Origin of the sequence: Kitasatospora paranensis (assembly GCF_039544005.1) — a bacterium.
Taxonomy (GTDB): Bacteria; Actinomycetota; Actinomycetes; order Streptomycetales; family Streptomycetaceae; genus Kitasatospora; species Kitasatospora paranensis.
The window spans coordinates 7,004,569-7,023,451 of record NZ_BAABKV010000001.1; the positions used below are offsets into that span (position 1 = coordinate 7,004,569).

The window sequence follows — 18,883 nt, forward strand, 5'->3', positions numbered from 1 at the left end:
AGTGCCAGTGCCAGTGCCAGTGCCAGTGCCGGTGCGGTGCCGGTGCCGATGTCGGCCCGGCCGGTGCCGTGCGGCGCCGCTCTCGGGTCGGTCAGCGCTCCTCGCGGAACACCACGTGCTGCCGCGCAACCGGGTCGTACTTCCGCAGCACCATCCGGTCGGGGTCGTTGCGGCGGCTCTTGCGGGTCACGTAGCTCGTCCCGGTGCCGGCCGTCGACCTGAGCCGGACGATCGGGCGCAGCTCGTTGCGGGCCATGGGCTCCTCCTTCGGGCGGGTTCCGACCGCCAATCCGAAACGGTAATCATGTTCGCCCGGTGTAACGCGCCCCCCTCGCCGTCCATTCCCGCGCCCGCGGTCTCCCTCCGCCGCCCTGCTTCCGGCCGGGCGGACTCCACCGGACGGGACGCGACTCGACGCGACCCCACCGGACGCGACCCCACCGGACGCGACCCCACCGAACGGGACCCCACCAGCGGAACGCCATCGGACGGGACGCCGTCGGGCGCGGCTCGACGGGCGGCGGCCGGGCCCGCTTCGTACGCTCGTTTCATGTCCGATGCGTACGCGGTCCGGCGGGAGCGGCTCAGGGAGCACTGCAGCGCGGCCGGCGCCGATGCGGCGCTCGTCACCCGCGCCGCCAACGTCCGCTATCTCACCGGGTGCCCGCCCTGTGGGGCCACCCTGCTGCTCACCCGGGAGCGGGCGCTGCTGGCGCTCCCCGACGACCTGCCGCCCGACGATTCGGGCCAGCACCTGCTGGGCCCGGACATCGCCCAGTTGGCGGTACCCACCGAGACGGACACGGCCTTGGCCGCCGCCGAGGCGGCCAGTCGGCTCCGGGTGTCCGATCTCGCCCTTGAGGAGCATGACGTCACCGTCAGCCGGCACCGGGAGGTCCGCCGGGTCGCCGAAGGTGTCCGCTTGGCCGACCTCGGCGCCGCCGTCGAGCGGATGCGGGTCGTCAAGGACGAGCACGAGATCGCCGACCTGCGGATCGCCGCCGAGATCGCCGATCAGGCGCTGAGCGAGCTGCTGGAGTCGATCCTGGTCGGCCGCACCGAGCGCCATCTCGCCATGGAACTGGAGCGCCGGATGATCGACCACGGCGCCGACCGGGCGGCCTTCCCCGTCTCGGTCGGCACCGGCAGCCACTCCGGCCTGGAGTCCCACCAGCCCACCGACCGGCGCGTGGAGGAGGGCGACTTCCTCACCGTGGTGCTCGGTGCCCGCTACCGCGGGTACGGGGTGTCCACGGCGCGGACCTTCGTCATCGGCGCCGCCCCGGCGCCCTGGCAGGTGGATCTGCACCGGCTGGTGTTCCGTGCCCAGCGCGCGGGTCGGGAGGCCCTCGGGCCCGGTATTTCTGAGTCCGTGCCGGACCTCGCGGCCCGCGAGGTGCTGCAGGCGGCCGGCCACACGGAGAACCCGGCGCACCCGGTCGGACACGGAATCGGACTCGAGATCCGGGAGGCGCCGCGCCTGGGCCCCGCCGACATGGGTAAACTGGACAGTCGCGTGCCGGTCACCGTCGGTCCGGGGGTCCATATCCCGGGGCGTGGCGGGGTCCGGATCGAGGACACGCTCGTGGTGCGTCCCCTTGAGGAGGGCGGGCCCGAGCTGCTCACCATCACCACCAAGGAGCTCCTCGCCCTGTGACCGCCCAGGTGGGCGCAGGACGCGATCCCTTGGTTCCTTGACAGCTATATCAGGAGTTAGTGCGCCCGTGGCTTCCACGAACGATCTCAAGAACGGCATGGTCCTCAAGCTGGACGGCGGCAAGCTGTGGTCCGTCGTCGAGTTCCAGCACGTGAAGCCCGGCAAGGGCCCGGCGTTCGTGCGTACCAAGCTCAAGGAGGTCCTGACCGGCAAGGTCGTCGAGAAGACCTTCAACGCCGGCGTCAAGGTCGAGACGGCCAACGTCGACAAGCGGACGATGCAGTACTCGTACCGTGACGGCGACGCCTTCGTGTTCATGGACATGGACACCTACGACCAGGTCCCGGTCAGCTCCGCGGTCGTCGGTGACGCCGCCAAGTACCTGCTGGAGGGCTTCGAGGCCCTGGTGGCGCAGAACGACGGCGCCCCGCTGTACGTCGAGCTGCCCGCCGCGGTCGAGCTCGTCATCGCCGAGACCGAGCCGGGCCTGCAGGGCGACCGCTCGACCGGCGGCACCAAGCCGGCGACCCTGGAGACCGGTGCCGAGATCCAGGTCCCGCTCTTCGTCACCACCGGTGAGAAGGTCAAGGTCGACACCCGCGACGGCAGCTACCTCGGCCGGGTCAAGTAATCGTGTCGAACGCGCGCACCAAGGCTCGCACCAGGGCCTTCCAGATCCTCTTCGAGGCCGACCATCGCGGGGTCGACCCGCAGCGCGTGCTCGCCGAGTGGGTGGGCCGGGCGCGGGAGGCGAAGCCGGGCGAGACCACCCCGCAGGTCGGCGAGTACACCATGCAGCTGATCGAGGGGTATGCCCAGCACGCCCGTAAGATCGACGAGTTGATCTCGTCGTACGCGGTCGGCTGGACCCTGGACCGGATGCCGGTCGCGGACCGCAACGTCGTGCGGATCGGTGCCTACGAGCTGATCTGGGAGGACGGCGTCCCGGACGCGGTCGTCCTGGACGAGGCCGTGGAGATCGCCAAGGAGTACTCGACCGACGAGTCGCCGGCCTTCGTCAACGGCCTGCTCGCGCGGTTCATGGAGCTCAAGCCGACGATCCGTCGCGCCTGAGCCGCACCGCCCCCGTGAAAGGCCGTCGGACCACTCGGTCCGGCGGCCTTCGCACGTCCGCCATCGGAGCGTAGGCTACTGGCCAGTAATGTCTGAACTGATCAGAGGCGAAGGGCGTACCACCCATGACCACCGCGACACTGAGCGAGTTCGACCGGGGCATCGCCCTCACCCCGCACGCCGAGGAGCCCGGCCGGTACGAGGCCGAACTCGGTGACGGCTGGCAGATCGGCGGCGGCATCAACGGCGGCCTGCTGATGGCGGTGGCCGGGCACGCCCTCTCGCTGGCGGGCGACGGGCACCGCGACCCGTTCTCGATCAGCGGCTACTACCTCTCCGCCTCCCGGCCCGGTCCGGCGACCGTCCGCACCGAGACCGTCCGCCGCGGCCGCACGCTGACCACCGGCACCGCCTCGCTCAGCCAGGACGGTGAGGAGCGGCTGCGCGTCCTCGCCACCTACGGCGACCTGGACGCCCTCGACGGCGAGGTGGCGACCAGCGCCCAGCCGCCGCTGATGCCGCCGCCGGAGCAGTGCATCGGTGTCGAGCACGCGCCCCCGCAGTTCATCGAGCAGGCCGCCCTGTTGGAGCGCTTCGACCTGCGGCTCGACCCGGCGACCGTCGGCTGGGCGCTCGGCACGCCGTCGAAGAGCGGCCGGATCCAGGGATGGTTCAGACTCGCGGACGGTCGCCAGCCCGACCCGCTCCTCCTCCTGATGGTCGCCGATGCCCTCCCGCCGGTCACCTTCGACCTCGGCATGCCGGGCTGGGCGCCCACCGTCGAGCTGACCGTCCACCTGCGGGCCCGGCCCGTTCCGGGCTGGCTGCGGGTCTCCCACGCGACGCGCAACCTGGCCGGCGGCTACTTCGAGGAGGACTGCGAGGTCTGGGACGAGGCCGGCCGCCTCGTCGCCCAGTCCCGTCAGCTCGCCCGCGCCCCGCGCCCGCAGTAGCGCCGAGCTGACCCCCTGCCCGTGGGGCACCACGCCCGCGCCCCCAGAGGTACCGCGCCGACGCCCGGGTCCGCCGTGGCACCGCGCCGACGCCCGCGCCCGCAGGGGCATGCCGGGCGGGCGCGGCAAAGAGGGCGAAAGGGGCGGCACGGGCGAACGGCCGCTCCGCCCGCCCACTCCCGCTGACGCTCGGTTACAAGGCTGTGACACCGGGTGCGTGTGCGGGCGCCGGAGGCGGGGAGGAACAGGGCCAGCGGCACCCGCCGCCCGCCGCCCGAGCGCAGCACCCGCCCCAGCCCCCGCCCCCGCAGGAGCCCACGATGCCCCGCAACAGCCGCACCCCCGGCCCTCCCGCTGTACCGCGCACCCCGCCGCCGCCCGGCCGCGCAGCGAGGAGGCCTTCGTCACGGGCATCCTGACCAGCTCCGAGGACTTCGACCGCGCCCGCGGCTGGCACCTCACCGACGCCGCCGACTGGGACAGCTATCTGCTGGACACCGCGGTCCTGCTGGCCGAGGCCCGCCGCACCTACGGCACCGTGCAGGCCCGGATGTTCCACCCGGACGACTTCGCCGACTTCTGCCTGCTGCACCGCCTCGACCCGGCCGAGCCCGCCGCCCGTGACCGGTACCTGGTCAACCCGCCGCTGCAGACCCAACTGCTGCCCTACCAGGCTGAGGAGCTGTCCGGCGACTTCATCCCGCGTCTGGTGCGGGCCCGGGACAACGGTCTGACGCTGCGCCACATCGACCTGCTGCTGGACGGCGGGCCGGCCGGCGCCGACGAGGAGCTCGCGCAGGCCGTCCGCCGGGCCCACCAGCAGGGCGCCGAGGTGTTCCGGCGGATGCTGGTGGGGGCGGGCTGCGGCGCGTACCGGTTCGTCTGCGCGGTGGAGGCGCCGGGCGGGCGGCTGGAGGCCGAGGCGCGGATCCTGCACTGGGAGGACGGTGTGGTGCGGATCAACGACGAGGATCTCGACCTGGTCTGCGCGGTGCTCTGCGCGGGGCTCTACCGCGAGCTCCCGGGGGCCGCGCTGCTGCACGGCTCGCAGGGTTCGGCGGCGGCGTGCGGCGAGTACCGGCAGGTGGCGTGGGCCTGGCAGAGCGAGGGGCAGGGCTACGTGCCGGCCGCCGTCCGGCTGGACGACGTGGCCGCCGAGCCGGGGTTCAGCCTGGGCACGGTGTGCTGACCGCCCCGACCGCCCCGACCGCCCCGACCGCCCCGACCGCCCCGAGCGCGCTGAGCGGCACGAGCGGTGTGACGGCGACGGCGACGGCGGGGCGCGCGGCCGTCGCCGCACGCCCCGCCGTGACGTTTCTGCTGGGCTCCGCAGGGCGGACCGGGATCAGCCCGCGTCCTCCTCGCGCACCGCGCGGCGCGCGTCCGGGTTGAGCACGCCCCAGCTGATGAGCTGCTCGGTGAGGATCGACGGCGACTGGTCGTAGATCACGGCCAGCGTGCGGAGGTCGTCCTGGCGGATGGAGAGCACCTTGCCGTTGTAGTCGCCGCGCTGGCTCTGGATGGTGGCCGCGTAGCGCTGCAGCGGGCCGGCCTTCTCGGACGGCACCTGGGTGAGTCTCTCCAGGTCGAGGACCAGGCGCGGCGGCGGCTCGGCCGCGCCGCCCGGGGTGCCGCCGGGAAGGAGCTCCTGGACGGGCACGCCGTAGAACTCGGCCAGCTCGGCCAGTCGCTGCACGGTCACCGCACGGTCGCCGCGCTCGTAGGAGCCGACCACGACGGCCTTCCAGCGACCCTGGGACTTCTCTTCGACGCCGTGCAGGGAGAGACCCTGCTGAGTGCGGATGGCCCGGAGCTTCGCCCCGAGCTGCTTCGCGTAGTCGCTGGACATTGATCTCCCCGGACAGGATTGCTTCGCGTGCGGTGAACGAGTCACGAGCGCGCGGGTGCCGACTCGGACCGGCGTCTGAACCGGTGGGTACGGCGCCGGTCCCGTAACTCACTGTGAGGTTACGTAGAGTGAGGTAGTCGCGTCAAGCCGAATGGGGCAGTCGTGCGAATAGCGTGCGGCCTGGCCGTGAACCGGACCGGGGCAGCGGGATTGAGCTGCGGTGACGCGAAACGGAGTGACGCCTTCCCCGGGGGCCGGTGATCGCACTGGTAGCATGGGGGCGCTCCCGGTGCGCCGGGCGCCCATCCCAGACATCCTTTAAGACCCGTCCCGTGAGGCGGGGAAGGAGGTCCGCTTCGGCATGACCGCAGACACGAACGCCACCCCGCGTCCGCCGCACCAGGTGCTGGACGCCACCGACATCGCCCGGGTCGTCACCCGGATCGCCCACGAGATCGTGGAACGCGCCAAGGGCGCGGAGGACGTCGTCCTGCTCGGCATCCACACCCGCGGCGTCCACCTGGCCCGCCGGCTGCACGCCCGGCTCACCCAGATCACCGGCCGCGACATCCCGCTCGGCACCCTGGACATCACGATGTACCGGGACGACCTGCGGCTGAAGCCCGCCCGCGCGCTGGAGCACACCGAGATCCCGGCCGACGGCATCGACGGCCGGCTGGTCATCCTCGTCGACGACGTGCTCTTCTCCGGCCGGACGATCCGTGCCGCGCTGGACGCCCTCAGCGACATCGGCCGCCCGCGCGCCGTCCAGCTCGCCGTCCTGGTCGACCGCGGCCACCGCGAGCTGCCCATCCGCGCCGACTACGTGGGCAAGAACCTGCCGACCTCGCTGCGCGAGGCGGTCCAGGTCCAGCTCGCCGACAGCGACGGGCGCGACGCCGTCCTGGTCGGCGACCGCGACTACTCCGCCCGTTCGTCCCAGGCGCTCGCCGCCGACCAGCACCTCCCGGAGTGACCCGCGTGATGCGCCACCTCGTCTCCACCGCCGACCTGGGCCGCGACGACGCCCTGCTCATCCTCGACACCGCCGAGGAGCTCGCCCGGGTCTCCGGGCGGGCGGTCAAGAAGCTGCCGACCCTGCGCGGCCGCACCGTGGTCAACCTCTTCTTCGAGGACTCCACCCGCACCAAGACCTCGTTCGAGGTCGCCGAGAAGCGGCTCTCCGCCGACGTCATCAACTTCTCCGCGAAGGGCTCCTCGGTCTCCAAGGGCGAGAGCCTCAAGGACACCGCGCTCACCCTGCAGGCCATGGGCGCGGACGCGGTCGTCATCCGGCACCACGCCTCCGGCGCGCCGGCCCGGCTCGCCCAGTCCGACTGGCTGCACGGCAGCGTCATCAACGCCGGCGACGGCACCCACGAGCACCCCACCCAGGCCCTGCTCGACGCCTTCACCATGCGCCGCCACCTCAACCCGGGCAGCGGCAAGGACCTCGCCGGCCGCCGGGTGGCCATCGTCGGCGACGTCCTGCACAGCCGGGTCGCCCGCTCCAACGTGCACCTGCTGACCACGCTCGGCGCCGAGGTCACCTTCGTCGCCCCGCCGACGCTGCTGCCGATCGGCATCGAGAACTGGCCCTGCCAGGTCTCGTACGACCTCGACGCGGTGCTGCCGAAGACCGACGCCCTGATGATGCTCCGCGTCCAGCGCGAGCGGATGAACGCGGCCTTCTTCCCCACCGAGCGCGAGTACTCCCGCCGCTACGGCATGGACGGCATCCGGATGGCGCAGCTGCCCGAGCACGCCATCGTGATGCACCCCGGCCCGATGGTCCGCGGCATGGAGATCACCGCCGAGGTCGCCGACTCGCCGCGCTGCACCGCGGTCGAGCAGGTCGCCAACGGCGTCTCCGTCCGGATGGCCGTCCTCTACCTCCTGCTCGGGGGCGCCGTCTTCGCCGACGGCGCCGCCGACTCCTCCCGCACCGACTCCAGCGAGGCCGCCCAGTGACGAGCTACCTGATCCGCAACGCCCAGATCCTCGGCGGCGCCCCCAAGGACATCCACATCGCCGACGGCGTCGTCCGGGAGATCGGCGACGCGCTGACCGTCGAGGCCGACGTCGACATCGACGCGCACGGCCTGATCGCGCTGCCCGGCCTGGTCGACCTGCACACCCACCTGCGCGAGCCCGGCCGCGAGGACGCCGAGACGGTGCTGACCGGCACCCAGGCCGCCGCCAAGGGCGGCTACACCGCCGTCCACGCGATGGCCAACACCTTCCCGGTGGCGGACACCGCCGGCGTGGTCGAGCAGGTCTGGCGCCTGGGCCAGGAGTCCGGCTACTGCGACGTGCAGCCGGTCGGCGCCGTCACCGTCGGCCTGGAGGGCAAGAAGCTCGCCGAGCTCGGCGCCATGCACGACTCCGCCGCCGGGGTCCGGGTCTTCTCCGACGACGGCAAGTGCGTCGACGACGCGGTGATCATGCGCCGCGCCCTGGAGTACGTGAAGGCCTTCGACGGTGTCGTCGCCCAGCACGCCCAGGAGCCGCGCCTCACCGAGGGCGCGCAGATGAACGAGGGCCAGGTCTCCGGCGAGCTCGGCCTGGGCGGCTGGCCCGCCGTCGCCGAGGAGGCGATCATCGCCCGTGACGTGCTGCTCGCCGCGCACGTCGGCTCCCGGCTGCACGTCTGCCACCTGTCCACCGCCGGCTCGGTCGAGATCGTCCGCTGGGCCAAGGCCAAGGGCTGGAACGTCACGGCCGAGGTCACCCCGCACCACCTGCTGCTCACCGACGAGCTGGTCCGCAGCTACGACCCGGTCTACAAGGTCAACCCGCCGCTGCGCACCGCCGCCGACGTGCAGGCGCTGCGCGAGGCGCTGGCCGACGGCACCATCGACGCCGTCGCCACCGACCACGCCCCGCACCCCGCGGAGGACAAGGACTGCGAGTGGGCCGTCGCCGCGATGGGCATGGTCGGCCTGGAGACCGCGCTGTCGGTCGTGCAGCAGACCATGGTCGACACCGGCCTGCTGAACTGGGAGGGCGTCGCGGACCGCATGTCGCACCGTCCGGCCCGGATCGGCCGTCTCACCGGACAGGGTCGCCCGATCTCGGTGGGTGAGCCTGCGAACCTGGTGCTCTTCGATCCCGCGTACCGTGGTGCCGTGGATCCCGACAGCTTCGCCACCCGCAGCCGCAACACCCCCTACCGGGGCCTGGACCTGCCCGGACGCGTCCACGCGACGTTCCTGCGCGGCCGTGCCACGGTCCTCGCCGGGGAGCTCGCCGACCGGGACGGGCTCGCGTGACCGCGCTCGCCACCGGGCCGCTCGCCGCGGCCCGGCTCGCCACCGAGAAGGCGAAGGTCACCGACTGGCCGGGCCACATCGGCTGGATCGTCGGCCTGCTGATCCTGATCGGGCTCGTCTACTGGCTGATGCGGCAGGGCTGGAACTGGCGCCGCACGCTCCAGTCGGACCTCCCGCAGCTGCCCGAGGTGCCCGCCGACCCCGGCACCCCGCTGCTGGCGACGAACGGCCGGTACCACGGCTCCACCACCGCGGGGAACTGGCTGGACCGGGTCGTGGCCCACGGCCTCGGCACCCGAAGCCTGGCCGAGCTGTCCCTCACCGAGCGGGGCCTGCTGGTCCGCCGGCCCGGTGACGCGGACGTGTGGATCCCGGCCGGGGCGCTGCTCGGCGCCCGGCGCGACTCGGGGATCGCCGGCAAGGTCGTCCCCTCCGGGCTGCTGGTCGTCACCTGGGACCTGCAGGGCACCGCCCTGGACTCCGGGTTCCGGGCCGACCACCCCGACGAGCACGCCGCCTGGGTCGAGGCGGTCGAGGCTCTTGTGACACGTACGAAGACGAAGAAGACGGAAGAGGCCGCCCCATGACCGCACCTGCCCCCACCACGCCTCGCACCAGGCGGGAGCGAGTGCCCGCCGTGCTCGTCCTGGAGGACGGCCGGACGTTCGACGGCCAGGCCTACGGCGCCGTCGGCGAGACCTTCGGCGAGGCGGTCTTCAACACCGGCATGTCCGGCTACCAGGAGACGCTGACCGACCCGTCGTACCACCGCCAGGTGGTCGTCATGACGGCCCCGCAGATCGGCAACACCGGCTGGAACGACGAGGACGACGAGTCCAAGCAGATCTGGGTCGCCGGCTACGTCGTCCGCGACCCCGCCCGGGTCGCCTCCAACTGGCGCTCGCGCCGCTCGCTGGACGAGGAGCTGGCCGCGCAGGGCGTCGTCGGCATCAGCGGCATCGACACCCGGGCGCTGACCCGGCACCTGCGCGAGCGCGGTGCGATGCGGGTCGGCATCTTCTCCGGCCCGGCGGTCGCCGACCGGGCGGCGCTGCTGGCGAAGGTGCAGCAGGCGCCCGAGATGAAGGGCGCCGACCTGTGCGCCGAGGTCGCCACCACCGAGACGTACGTGGTGCCGGCGATCGGTGAGAAGCGGTTCACCGTCGCGGCGCTCGACCTCGGCATCAAGGCGATGACCCCGCAGCGGATGGCCGAGCGCGGCATCGAGGTGCACGTGCTGCCGGCCAACGCCACCGTCGAGGACGTCTACGCCGTGAACCCGGACGGCGTGTTCTTCTCCAACGGCCCGGGCGACCCGGCCACCGCCGACCACCAGGTCGCCGTCGCGCAGGGCGTCCTGGAGCGCCGGACGCCGTTCTTCGGCATCTGCTTCGGCAACCAGATCCTCGGCCGCGCGCTGGGCTTCGGCACCTACAAGCTCAAGTACGGCCACCGCGGCATCAACCAGCCGGTGCAGGACCGCACCACCGGCAAGGTCGAGGTGACCGCGCACAACCACGGCTTCGCCGTGAACGCGCCGCTCGACACGGTGAGCGACACCCCGTACGGCCGGGTCGAGGTCTCCCACGTCTGCCTGAACGACGACGTGGTCGAGGGCCTCCAGTGCCTGGACACCCCCGCCTTCTCGGTGCAGTACCACCCGGAGGCGGCGGCCGGCCCGCACGACGCCGCGTACCTCTTCGACCGCTTCGTTGACCTGATGGCCGGTGCCCCGGCCCGCACCACCGCCACCGCAGGGAGCTGACCCGTGCCGAAGCGCACTGACATCAAGTCCGTCCTGGTGATCGGCTCCGGCCCGATCGTCATCGGCCAGGCGGCGGAGTTCGACTACTCCGGCACCCAGGCCTGCCGCGTCCTCAAGTCCGAGGGCCTGCGGGTGATCCTGGTGAACTCCAACCCGGCCACGATCATGACCGACCCGGAGATCGCCGACGCCACCTACGTCGAGCCGATCACCCCGGAGTTCGTCGAGAAGATCATCGCCAAGGAGCGCCCCGACGCCCTGCTGCCCACCCTGGGCGGCCAGACCGCGCTGAACACCGCGATCTCGCTGCACCAGGCCGGCACGCTGGAGAAGTACAACGTCGAGCTGATCGGCGCCGACGTCGAGGCGATCAACAAGGGCGAGGACCGCGACCTCTTCAAGGGCGTCGTCGAGGCCGTCCACGCCAAGATCGGGTACGGCGAGTCCGCCCGCTCGGTGATCTGCCACTCGATGGACGACGTCATCGCCGGCGTCGACACCCTCGGCGGCTACCCGGTCGTCGTCCGCCCGTCCTTCACCATGGGCGGCGCCGGCTCCGGCTTCGCCCACAACGAGGACGACCTGCGCCGCATCGCCGGCCAGGGCCTGGCCCTCTCGCCGACCACCGAGGTGCTCCTGGAGGAGTCCATCCTCGGCTGGAAGGAGTACGAGCTGGAGCTGATGCGCGACAAGCACGACAACGTCGTGGTGGTCTGCTCCATCGAGAACTTCGACCCGATGGGCGTGCACACCGGCGACTCGATCACCGTCGCCCCGGCGATGACGCTGACCGACCGCGAGTACCAGATCCTGCGCGACATCGGCATCGCCGTGATCCGCGAGGTCGGCGTCGACACCGGCGGCTGCAACATCCAGTTCGCGGTCAACCCCGAGGACGGCCGGGTCATCGTCATCGAGATGAACCCGCGCGTCTCCCGCTCCTCGGCGCTCGCCTCCAAGGCCACCGGCTTCCCGATCGCCAAGATCGCCGCGAAGCTGGCCGTCGGCTACACGCTGGACGAGATCCCCAACGACATCACCGAGCAGACCCCGGCCTCCTTCGAGCCGACCCTCGACTACGTCGTCGTCAAGGTGCCGCGGTTCGCGTTCGAGAAGTTCCCCTCGGCGGACGCCAGCCTCACCACGACCATGAAGTCGGTCGGCGAGGCCATGGCCATGGGCCGCAACTTCACCGAGGCGCTGCAGAAGGCGCTGCGCTCGCTGGAGAAGAAGGGCTCCCAGTTCAGCTGGGTCGGCGAGCCCGGTGACAAGGCCGCGCTGCTGGAGAAGGCGGTCGTCCCCACCGACGGCCGGATCAACACCGTCATGGACGCGATCCGGGCCGGCGCGACGCCGGAGGAGGTGTTCGAGGCCACGAAGATCGACCCGTGGTTCGTCGACCAGCTCTTCCTGCTCGACGAGATCGCCGCCGAGGTCGCCGAGGCCGAGAAGCTCGACCCGGAGGTGCTGCGCCACGCCAAGCGGCACGGCTTCTCCGACCAGCAGATCGGCGAGATCCGCGGCCTGAAGGCGGACGTCGTCCGCGAGGTCCGGCACGCGCTCGGCATCCGGCCGGTCTTCAAGACCGTCGACACCTGCGCCGCCGAGTTCGCCGCGAAGACCCCGTACTTCTACTCGTCCTACGACGAGGAGACCGAGGTCGCGAGCCGCACCAAGCCCGCCGTGATCATCCTCGGCTCCGGCCCCAACCGGATCGGCCAGGGCATCGAGTTCGACTACTCCTGCGTGCACGCCTCCTTCGCGCTCGCCGACGCCGGGTACGAGACCGTGATGGTCAACTGCAACCCGGAGACCGTCTCCACCGACTACGACACCTCCGACCGGCTCTACTTCGAGCCGCTCACCCTGGAGGACGTGCTGGAGATCGTCCACGCCGAGCAGCAGGCCGGCCCGCTCGCGGGCGTCATCGTCCAGCTCGGCGGCCAGACCCCGCTGGGCCTGGCCCAGGCGCTCAAGGACAACGGCGTGCCGATCGTCGGCACCCAGCCCGAGGCCATCGACCTCGCCGAGGAGCGCGGCGCCTTCGGCCGCGTGCTGCGCGACGCCGGCCTGCCCGCCCCCAAGCACGGCACCGCCTTCTCCTTCGACGAGGCCAAGGCCATCGCCGACGAGATCGGCTACCCGGTGCTCGCCCGCCCCTCGTACGTGCTGGGCGGCCGCGGCATGGAGATCGTCTACGACGAGGCCTCGCTCGCCTCCTACCTGGAGCGGCACGCCGGCCTGATCTCCGAGCACCCGGTGCTCATCGACCGCTTCCTCGACGACGCGGTGGAGATCGACGTCGACGCGCTCTACGACGGCACCGAGCTGTACCTCGGCGGCGTCATGGAGCACATCGAGGAGGCCGGCATCCACTCCGGCGACTCGGCCTGCGCCCTGCCCCCGATCACCCTCGGCGGCTGGGACATCAAGCGGCTGCGCACCTCCACCGAGGCGATCGCCAAGGGCGTCGGCGTCCGCGGCCTGATCAACATCCAGTTCGCCATGGCCGGCGACATCCTCTACGTGCTGGAGGCCAACCCGCGCGCCTCCCGGACGGTGCCGTTCACCTCCAAGGCGACGGCCGTGCCGCTGGCCAAGGCCGCCGCCCGGATCTCGCTCGGCGCCACCATCGCCGAGCTGCGCACCGAGGGCCTGCTGCCCGCCGAGGGCGACGGCGGCACGCTGCCGGCCGACGCGCCGATCTCGGTCAAGGAGGCCGTGATGCCGTGGTCGCGCTTCCGCGACGTGCACGGCCGCGGCGTCGACACCGTGCTCGGCCCGGAGATGCGCTCCACCGGCGAGGTCATGGGCATCGACCGGGTCTTCGGCACGGCGTACGCCAAGTCGCAGTCCGGCGCGTACGGCGCCCTGCCCACCAAGGGCAAGGTCTTCGTGTCGGTCGCCAACCGCGACAAGCGCAACCTGGTCTTCCCGGCCCGCGCGCTGGTCGAGCTCGGCTTCGAACTGCTCGCCACCACCGGCACCGCCGAGGTGCTGCAGCGCGGCGGCATCCCCGCCACCGTGGTGCGCAAGCACAGCGAGGGTGAGGGCCCGGCGGGCGAGAAGACCATCGTCCAGCTGATCCACGAGGGCGGGGTCGACCTGATCATCAACACCCCGTACGGCACCGGCGGCCGCCTCGACGGGTACGAGATCCGCACCGCGGCCGTCTCGCGCGGCGTGCCGTGCCTGACCACCGTCCAGGCGATGGGCGCCGCGGTCCAGGGCATCGACGCGCTGCTGCGCGGCGAGGTCGGCGTGATGTCGCTCCAGGAGCACGCGGCGCTGATCAACTCCGGCCGCAAGTAGTCCGATCCAGTGGGGGGCACCGGAATCCTGGTGCCCCCCACCGTTATGCGCAGGAAGGCCCACCCCCGCCGTGTACAAGCTCCTGTTCGACCTCGTGTTCAAGAAGATGGACCCGGAGAAGGCCCACCACCTCGCCTTCTTCTGGATCCGGCTGGCGGCGTCCGTCCCCGGCCTGCGGCAGCTGGTGCGGCTGGTGCTCGCCCCGCGCGACCCGGCGCTGCGCACCACCGCCCTCGGGCTCGACCTGCCGGGCCCGTTCGGCCTCGGCGCGGGCTTCGACAAGAACGGCATCGGCATCGACGGACTCTCGATGCTCGGCTTCGACTTCGTCGAGATCGGCACCGTCACCGGTGAGCCGCAGCCGGGCAACCCGGCGCCGCGGCTGTTCCGGCTGGTGGAGGACCGGGCCCTGATCAACCGGATGGGCTTCAACAACCAGGGCTCCGCCCGGGTCGCCGCCCGGCTGGCCCAGCGGGTGCGCACCAGCTCCACGCCGGTGGTCGGCGTCAACATCGGCAAGACCAAGCTGGTGGAGGAGGCGGACGCCACCGAGGACTACCTGAAGTCCACCCGCCGGCTCGCCCCGCACGCCGACTACCTGGTGGTGAACGTCAGCTCGCCGAACACCCCCGGGCTGCGCAACCTGCAGGCCGTGACGATCCTGGGCCCGCTGCTGTGGGACGTCCGCAAGGCCGCCGACGAGGTCACCTCGCACCACGTGCCGCTGCTCGTCAAGATCGCCCCCGACCTGGCCGACGAGGACATCGACGAGATCGCCGACATGGCGCTCACCCTCGGCCTGGACGGCATCATCGCCACCAACACCACGATCGGCCGCGAGGGCCTGCGCACGTCGGCCGGACGGGTGGAGGAGATCGGCGCGGGCGGGCTGTCCGGCGCGCCGCTCAAGGCCCGCTCCCTGGAGGTCCTGCAGCGCCTGCGCGCCCGCACCGAGGGCCGGCTGGTCATCGTCTCGGTCGGCGGCATCGAGACCGCCGAGGACGCCTGGCAGCGGATCCTCCACGGGGCCGACCTGGTGCAGGGCTACAGCGCCTTCATCTACGAGGGCCCGTTCTGGATGCGCCGCCTGCACCGGGGCCTGGCGGCCCGGGTGCGTGCCGCCGGGCACCGCACCGTCGCCGACGCCGTGGGCACCGCCAAGGCCTCCTGACGGCCCCGGGGCGCCCCGCGGAGCCCACGGGCCGCCCCGGTGGCCCGACCTTCTACGAGAGGACCCGTTCATGACCACCCTCGCTCCGTTCGGCGCCCGGCTGCGGCAGGCGCTCGACACCCGCGGACAGCTGTGCGTCGGCATCGACCCGCACGCCTCGCTGCTGGCCGCCTGGGGGCTCGGCGACGACGTCGCCGGCCTGGAGACCTTCTCCCGCACCGTGGTCGAGGCGCTCGCCGACCGGGTCGCGGTGCTCAAGCCGCAGGCGGCCTTCTTCGAGCGGTTCGGCTCGCGCGGCATCGCCGTCCTGGAGGACTGCGTCGCCGAGGCGCGGGCGGCCGGTGCGCTCGTCGTGATGGACGCCAAGCGCGGCGACATCGGCTCCACCATGGCGGCGTACGCGCAGGCCTTCCTGGTGCCCGGCAGCCCGCTGTTCTCGGACGCGCTCACGGTCAGCCCGTACCTCGGCTTCGGCTCGCTGCAGCCCGCGGTGGACCTGGCCCGGGCGAACGGCTGCGGCCTGTTCGCGCTGGCGCTCACCTCCAACCCGGAGGGTGCCGAGGTGCAGCGCGCCGTGGCTGCCGACGGGGAGAGCGTTGCGCAGGGGGTGCTGCGCCGGCTCGCGGCGGAGAACGCGGGCGCGGAGCCGCTCGGATCCTTCGGCGCGGTGGTCGGTGCGACCCTCGCCGAGGCCGGTGCCGATCTCGCCATCAACGGGCCGCTGCTGGCGCCCGGGGTGGGCGCCCAGGGCGCCACCGCCGCCGACCTGCCGCGGGTCTTCGGCGACTCGGTCCGCAACGTGGTGCCGAGCGTCAGCCGGGACGTGCTGAAGCACGGGCCGTCCGTGCCGGCGCTCCGCGACGTGGCCCAGCGGTTCGTCGATGATGTGAGCGGCATCACAAAGGGCTGACGGATCGGCGCGGAGCGCGACCGGTTTGCCCGGAAAAGTCCTGTGTCTGCCCCGGCTGACCAGGACTTTTCGTGTTCTTTTCCTGACGTGGCGGCCTAAGTTGGGTAGTGTCCGGCGGTAGGTCACCGGAGGGCGGCGGATTCCGTCGCTTCTGCAGGTCAGGGCATGCTCTCCGGCGGGCCGGGCACCACCAGTCATAGCTCATCCCTTCCATTCACACCTGAGGTGAACGGCGTGGCTCTTCCGCCCCTTACCCCCGAACAGCGCGCCGCTGCGCTCGCCAAGGCCGCCGAAGCTCGGCGGAAGCGTGCCGACGTGAAGAACAAGCTCAAGCACTCCGGTGCCTCGCTGCACGACGTGATCAAGGCCGGCAAGGCCGACGACGAGGTCATCGGCAAGATGAAGGTTTCTGCACTGCTGGAGAGCCTCCCCGGCGTCGGCAAGGTGCGGGCCAAGCAGATCATGGAGCGCCTCGGCATCTCCGAGAGCCGCCGCGTGCGCGGCCTCGGGACGAACCAGATCGCCTCGCTGGAGCGGGAGTTCGGCTCCGCCGCCTCCTGACCCCGGGCCCTGGTCCCCGGAACGTCCGCGATCCGGGATAATCGGTGCATGAGTGAGCGTCCGCGGCTGACCGTGCTCTCCGGCCCTTCGGGGGTCGGCAAGAGCACGGTCGTCGCTCATATGAGGAAGATGCACCCCGAGGTCTGGCTCTCGGTGTCGGCGACGACCCGCCACCCGAGGCCGGGCGAGAAGGACGGGGTCCAGTACCACTTCGTCGACAGCGACCAGTTCGACAAGCTGGTCGCCAACGGCGAGCTGCTGGAGTGGGCGGTCTTCGCCGGCAACCGCTACGGCACGCCCCGCACCGCCGTCCAGGAGCGGCTCGACCGGGGTGAGCCCGTCCTGCTGGAGATCGACCTGCAGGGTGCCCGCCAGGTGCGGGAGTCGATGCCCGAGGCTCAGCTGGTCTTCCTGGCGCCGCCGAGCTGGGACGAGCTGGTCCGCCGGCTGACCGGCCGGGGCACCGAGCCGCAGCACGTGATCGACCAGCGGCTCGACGCCGCTAAGGTCGAGCTGGCGGCCGAGGCGGAGTTCGACACGACCCTTGTCAACACCTCCGTCGAGCAGGTAGCAGCCGAACTGCTAACCTTGCTCGGTGTAGTCTGACCCGATCGGCTCTCCGAGCCGGTCGACAGAGAAGTCCACTTCGGAAGGTTCCCGCGTGTCCTCTTCGATGACCGCTCCCGAGGGCATCATCAACCCGCCGATCGACGAGCTGCTCGAGGCCACCGACTCCAAGTACAGCCTGGTGATCTACGCGGCCAAGCGCGCCCGCCAGATCAACGCGTACTACTCGCAGCTCGGTGAGGGCCTGCTGGAGTACGTCGGCCCCCTGGTCGACACCCACGTGCACGAGAAGCCGCTGTCGATCGCGCTCCGCGAGATCAACGCGGGCATGCTCACCGCCGAGGCTGTCGAGGCCGTCTGAGCCTCCCGGCCGCTCGCGCGGCCGGACGTCGAAGGGCCCGCCGGACACGTTCCGGCGGGCCCTTCGCCGTGCCCGGCACTGTGCTCCGGGTCATGGTGCACCGGCCGTCTGATGCGCCGTAGGGTGAGGGCGAACCCACCCAGGAGAGACGGAAGCACGATGAACGCACCGCGCGTGGTCCTCGGCGTCAGCGGCGGCATCGCCGCGTACAAGGCCTGCGAGCTGCTGCGCCGGCTCACCGAGTCCGGCCACGAGGTCACCGTGGTGCCGACCGAGGCGGCGCTGCACTTCGTCGGCGAGGCCACCTGGGCCGCCCTCTCGCACCGGCCCGCGGCCACCGAGACCTGGGCGAACGTGCACGAGGTGCCGCACGTGCGGATCGGCCAGCAGGCGGACCTGGTGGTGGTCGCGCCGGCGACCGCCGACCTGATGGCCAAGGCCGCCCACGGCCTGGCGGACGACCTGCTCACCAACACCCTGCTCACCGCACGGTGCCCGGTGGTGTTCGCACCCGCGATGCACACCGAGATGTGGGAGCACCCGGCCACCCGGGAGAACGTCGCCACCCTGCGCCGGCGCGGCGCCGTCGTCCTGGAGCCGGCGACCGGCCGCCTCACGGGCACCGACACCGGCAAGGGCCGGCTGCCCGACCCCGCGGAGATCTTCGAGGCCTGCCGCCGGGTGCTGGCCCGCGGCGCGGGCGGCCAGGACCTGGCCGGACGCCACGTGGTGGTCTCCGCCGGCGGCACCCGCGAGCCGCTCGACCCCGTCCGCTTCCTCGGCAACCGCTCCTCCGGGAAGCAGGGCTGGGCGCTGGCCGCGACCGCCGCCGCCCGCGGCGCCCGGGTCACCCTGCTGGCCGCCAACGTCGAGCTGCCAGACCCGGCCGGGGTGGACGTGGTGCGGGTCTCCACCGCGCTGGAGCTGCGCGAGGCCGCCCGGAAGGCCGTCGCGGACGCCGATGCAGTGGTGATGGCCGCGGCCGTCGCCGACTTCCGTCCCGCCGAGTACGCCACCGGCAAGATCAAGAAGGTGGACGGGGCCGAACCGGCCCCGGTCGTCCTCGTCCGCAACCCCGACATCCTCGCCGAGCTCTCCGCCGAGCGGGCCTTCGCGGGCCAGCTGGTGGTCGGCTTCGCCGCCGAGACGGACGACGTGCTCGCCAACGGCCGGGCCAAGCTCGCCCGCAAGGGCTGCGACCTGCTCGTGGTGAACGAGGTCGGCGACGGCAAGGCCTTCGGCCGGGACACCAACGCGGCGACGATCATGGCCGCGGACGGCGGCGAGACCGTCGTGGCGCACGGCCCGAAGGACGTCCTCGCGGACGCGGTCTGGGACGAGGTCGCAGCCCGGCTGGGGTGAGCCGTCGGGGGAGATCCGTCACACGACTGCCATACCCGGGAGTGCCGCTCCCCGATAGCCGACGGTTAC

19 protein-coding genes are annotated in these 18,883 nt (G+C 72.3%); 17 read left to right on the forward strand and 2 right to left on the reverse strand.

The window, feature by feature from the left end; genetic code table 11:
• Positions 1-91: 91 nt before the first annotated feature.
• Positions 92-256 carry a 50S ribosomal protein L33 gene (gene rpmG, locus ABEB13_RS33305; RefSeq protein ID WP_345708441.1) on the reverse strand — a complete coding sequence of 55 codons (165 nt, stop codon included), beginning with the start codon at positions 254-256 and terminating at the stop codon, positions 92-94.
• A 294-nt stretch (positions 257-550) separates the two neighbouring features.
• On the opposite strand from rpmG, the gene ABEB13_RS33310 reads away from it, so the two are divergent.
• The 5 genes from ABEB13_RS33310 (at position 551) to ABEB13_RS33330 (ending at position 4,873) form a co-directional block, all read left to right on the forward strand.
• Complete coding sequence (locus ABEB13_RS33310) at positions 551-1,657, forward strand: M24 family metallopeptidase (protein WP_345708442.1); 1,107 nt, start codon at positions 551-553, stop codon at positions 1,655-1,657.
• Positions 1,658-1,724: 67 nt separating this feature from the next.
• On the forward strand, positions 1,725-2,288 hold the full coding sequence (efp, locus tag ABEB13_RS33315; RefSeq protein ID WP_345708443.1) for an elongation factor P: 564 nt from the start codon (positions 1,725-1,727) through the stop codon (positions 2,286-2,288).
• Between the two features lie 2 nt (positions 2,289-2,290).
• Positions 2,291-2,731 (forward strand): transcription antitermination factor NusB, encoded by a 441-nt coding sequence (gene nusB, locus ABEB13_RS33320; RefSeq protein WP_100887393.1) that lies wholly within the window; start codon positions 2,291-2,293, stop codon positions 2,729-2,731.
• 125 nt (positions 2,732-2,856) lie between these two features.
• The gene (locus ABEB13_RS33325) at positions 2,857-3,684 is read left to right on the forward strand and encodes a thioesterase family protein (RefSeq protein WP_345708444.1); all 828 of its coding nucleotides are present in this window, start codon (positions 2,857-2,859) and stop codon (positions 3,682-3,684) included.
• Between the two features lie 217 nt (positions 3,685-3,901).
• Complete coding sequence (locus ABEB13_RS33330) at positions 3,902-4,873, forward strand: hypothetical protein (RefSeq protein ID WP_345708445.1); 972 nt, start codon at positions 3,902-3,904, stop codon at positions 4,871-4,873.
• 156 nt (positions 4,874-5,029) lie between these two features.
• On the opposite strand, the gene bldD is transcribed toward ABEB13_RS33330, so the two are convergent.
• Entirely contained in the window at positions 5,030-5,533 is a 504-nt protein-coding gene (gene bldD, locus ABEB13_RS33335; RefSeq protein WP_014134541.1) for a transcriptional regulator BldD, read from the reverse strand.
• A gap of 361 nt (positions 5,534-5,894) precedes the next feature.
• Here bldD and pyrR point away from each other — a divergent pair, with 361 nt between their 5' ends.
• From pyrR to coaBC, 12 genes are all read left to right on the forward strand, one after another.
• Positions 5,895-6,509: a bifunctional pyr operon transcriptional regulator/uracil phosphoribosyltransferase PyrR gene (pyrR, locus tag ABEB13_RS33340; protein ID WP_345708446.1), complete on the forward strand. Its 615-nt coding sequence runs from the start codon at positions 5,895-5,897 to the stop codon at positions 6,507-6,509.
• A 5-nt stretch (positions 6,510-6,514) separates the two neighbouring features.
• Positions 6,515-7,504 (forward strand): aspartate carbamoyltransferase catalytic subunit, encoded by a 990-nt coding sequence (locus ABEB13_RS33345; RefSeq protein ID WP_345708447.1) that lies wholly within the window; start codon positions 6,515-6,517, stop codon positions 7,502-7,504.
• A gap of 56 nt (positions 7,505-7,560) precedes the next feature.
• Positions 7,561-8,805, forward strand: a complete 1,245-nt coding sequence (locus ABEB13_RS33350; protein WP_380231097.1) for a dihydroorotase — start codon at positions 7,561-7,563, stop codon at positions 8,803-8,805.
• Positions 8,802-9,392 (forward strand): PH-like domain-containing protein, encoded by a 591-nt coding sequence (locus ABEB13_RS33355; protein ID WP_345708448.1) that lies wholly within the window; start codon positions 8,802-8,804, stop codon positions 9,390-9,392. The genes ABEB13_RS33350 and ABEB13_RS33355 overlap by 4 nt, the downstream gene beginning before the upstream one ends.
• Positions 9,389-10,570, forward strand: coding sequence for a glutamine-hydrolyzing carbamoyl-phosphate synthase small subunit (gene carA, locus ABEB13_RS33360; RefSeq protein ID WP_345708449.1), 1,182 nt, complete (start codon positions 9,389-9,391; stop codon positions 10,568-10,570). The genes ABEB13_RS33355 and carA overlap by 4 nt, the downstream gene beginning before the upstream one ends.
• A 3-nt stretch (positions 10,571-10,573) precedes the next feature.
• Entirely contained in the window at positions 10,574-13,882 is a 3,309-nt protein-coding gene (gene carB / locus ABEB13_RS33365; protein ID WP_345708450.1) for a carbamoyl-phosphate synthase large subunit, read from the forward strand.
• A 70-nt stretch (positions 13,883-13,952) separates the two neighbouring features.
• Positions 13,953-15,053 carry a quinone-dependent dihydroorotate dehydrogenase gene (locus ABEB13_RS33370; protein ID WP_345708451.1) on the forward strand — a complete coding sequence of 367 codons (1,101 nt, stop codon included), beginning with the start codon at positions 13,953-13,955 and terminating at the stop codon, positions 15,051-15,053.
• Between the two features lie 70 nt (positions 15,054-15,123).
• Positions 15,124-15,963 carry an orotidine-5'-phosphate decarboxylase gene (gene pyrF, locus ABEB13_RS33375; RefSeq protein ID WP_345708452.1) on the forward strand — a complete coding sequence of 280 codons (840 nt, stop codon included), beginning with the start codon at positions 15,124-15,126 and terminating at the stop codon, positions 15,961-15,963.
• A gap of 234 nt (positions 15,964-16,197) precedes the next feature.
• Complete coding sequence (gene mihF, locus ABEB13_RS33380) at positions 16,198-16,524, forward strand: integration host factor, actinobacterial type (protein ID WP_100887384.1); 327 nt, start codon at positions 16,198-16,200, stop codon at positions 16,522-16,524.
• A gap of 48 nt (positions 16,525-16,572) precedes the next feature.
• Positions 16,573-17,130 carry a guanylate kinase gene (gene gmk, locus ABEB13_RS33385; protein WP_345708453.1) on the forward strand — a complete coding sequence of 186 codons (558 nt, stop codon included), beginning with the start codon at positions 16,573-16,575 and terminating at the stop codon, positions 17,128-17,130.
• A gap of 55 nt (positions 17,131-17,185) precedes the next feature.
• Positions 17,186-17,452 (forward strand): DNA-directed RNA polymerase subunit omega, encoded by a 267-nt coding sequence (gene rpoZ, locus ABEB13_RS33390; RefSeq protein WP_100887382.1) that lies wholly within the window; start codon positions 17,186-17,188, stop codon positions 17,450-17,452.
• A 159-nt stretch (positions 17,453-17,611) separates the two neighbouring features.
• Positions 17,612-18,814 carry a bifunctional phosphopantothenoylcysteine decarboxylase/phosphopantothenate--cysteine ligase CoaBC gene (gene coaBC / locus ABEB13_RS33395; protein WP_345708454.1) on the forward strand — a complete coding sequence of 401 codons (1,203 nt, stop codon included), beginning with the start codon at positions 17,612-17,614 and terminating at the stop codon, positions 18,812-18,814.
• Positions 18,815-18,883 lie beyond the last annotated feature (69 nt).